This is a genomic window from Collinsella aerofaciens, from assembly GCF_015552075.1.
GTDB classification, from domain to species: Bacteria; Actinomycetota; Coriobacteriia; order Coriobacteriales; family Coriobacteriaceae; genus Collinsella; species Collinsella aerofaciens_Y.
On record NZ_JADNDZ010000019.1, the window covers coordinates 1 to 1,666 of the forward strand.

Annotated in this window: 1 protein-coding gene; it reads right to left on the reverse strand. The window is 57.6% G+C overall.

The genetic code is table 11. The features are described 5' to 3' along the window. Window positions 1-304: 304 nt before the first annotated feature. Entirely contained in the window at window positions 305-1,519 is a 1,215-nt protein-coding gene (locus I2D41_RS01350; protein WP_192919619.1) for an MFS transporter, read from the reverse strand. Between the last annotated feature and the right edge of the window lie 147 nt (window positions 1,520-1,666).

A 1,666-nucleotide genomic window follows, 5' to 3' on the forward strand; every position in this document is an offset into this window, starting at 1 on the left:
GCGTCGTAGCCCTCGTCGGCGACCTTGTCGGCGAGCGCGGTCATCTTCTTGCCGGCCTCGTAGACGTTCTTGCCGTCCTCGACGTAGCCCTCCTGGCTAAAGTGCATGATCTCGATCTTCTCGGTTTCCTTCATGGCTTTTCCTTTCTGTCCTGCACGCGAATCTATACATCGCGTTTCTTTTCGATACCAATTATAGACATACACCCAACGTGTTTTTAATACCACTTTTCAATCTGTTCCAATCCTCGGTGAACGGTCGAAATTCTCTGGTGAGTGGTATTAAATTAGAATTTGATGTATAGCTAACGCCCCCGGCGTCTCCCTTGTGTGACAAAGAACAGCGTTCCTACCAGCGCAATAATGGTCGATGCTCCAAACAGTACCGTCTGGACGCCCAAAGCCTCCGCCAAAAACGGAGCCGCCAGCAGCGGCACCACGCCGGCGCTCATCAGTCCAAAACGCACAAAGCCGGTAATGCGCCCCAGGTATTTGATGTCGGCACGCTCCTGAATCAAGATCATCTGCAGCGGCTCCAGGAACCCCCAGGCCAGACCGTTAATCGCCTGACCGATAATCGCGACCCCCAGCATATCGGTGCCCACGTACACCATGGACCCAATGCCCACGGCCATGAGCGCGCCGAGCAGCAATCGCAGGTTGACATGGCGAGCAGAAAGCTTGGTCAGGATGAACGCGCCCACCGAGGAAGTGAGGCCCACGACCGAGGACAGCCAGCCCAGCCAGACGATATCCACGTTGAGCACATCGCGGTAGAACAACGACTCCAGCGAATCGAACGCGCCGAACGCAAAGAAACCCAAAAAGCCCGATATAAAGATGAGGCGCAGGTCGTGATCGCGAAACGTAAGTCGCGCACCCTCGGCCATGCCGCCCAAAATACCGCCCTTCGGCTTCTCCCCTTTTGCGGGAGCAACACACTCGTGACAGCCCAAGGAGAGCACGGCCGCCACACCCATCATGCCCGCCATGAGCAGATAGACCGATTGCGTGGCAAAGCAACTCACGATGGCGCCGCCGAGCAGCGGGCCAGCGGTATAGGCGATATTGCTGTAGAACACCATGAGACCGTTCACGCGGGTACGGCCCTCGGTGGTCGACTCCAGATATCCCGGAAACGCATGCGTGCAGGTGTTGATAAAGCCACCCGCAAGTCCCAAGACGCACGCGGCAAACACAAGCCCGGGGACAGACAACGGCGCCAACCCCACGCCAAGCGATAGCACCGCCGTGATCACGCACGTCACAAACGACGTCCGGCGCGGTCCAAAGCGATCGATGACCGAACCCGACACCATATTGCCCACCGACGTCATAAGATTGCGTACGAGCGTAATGGCGGCAACCAAAAAGGCCGTGCCGGCCAGATCATACGTGGCCGCACCGATAAGCCCCAAAAAGTAGACCGCGTTGTTGGCGCACCACTGCAGGGACTCAATAAGAATCAGCCTGACCTCTGCCGGCGTCAGGCGCATTGCTTCGCGATCCTTCGCGAACATACGAACTCCTTCTATACAAAAAGGGGATGGAGGGCATAGGCCTGCTCCATCCCCTTTCCAGGTTGCAACGAAAATCTATGCAGCCGGGCCCTTACGCCAGCACGCCGAAGAACGCGCCGATGATGCCCACGACCATGGTGGCCACGA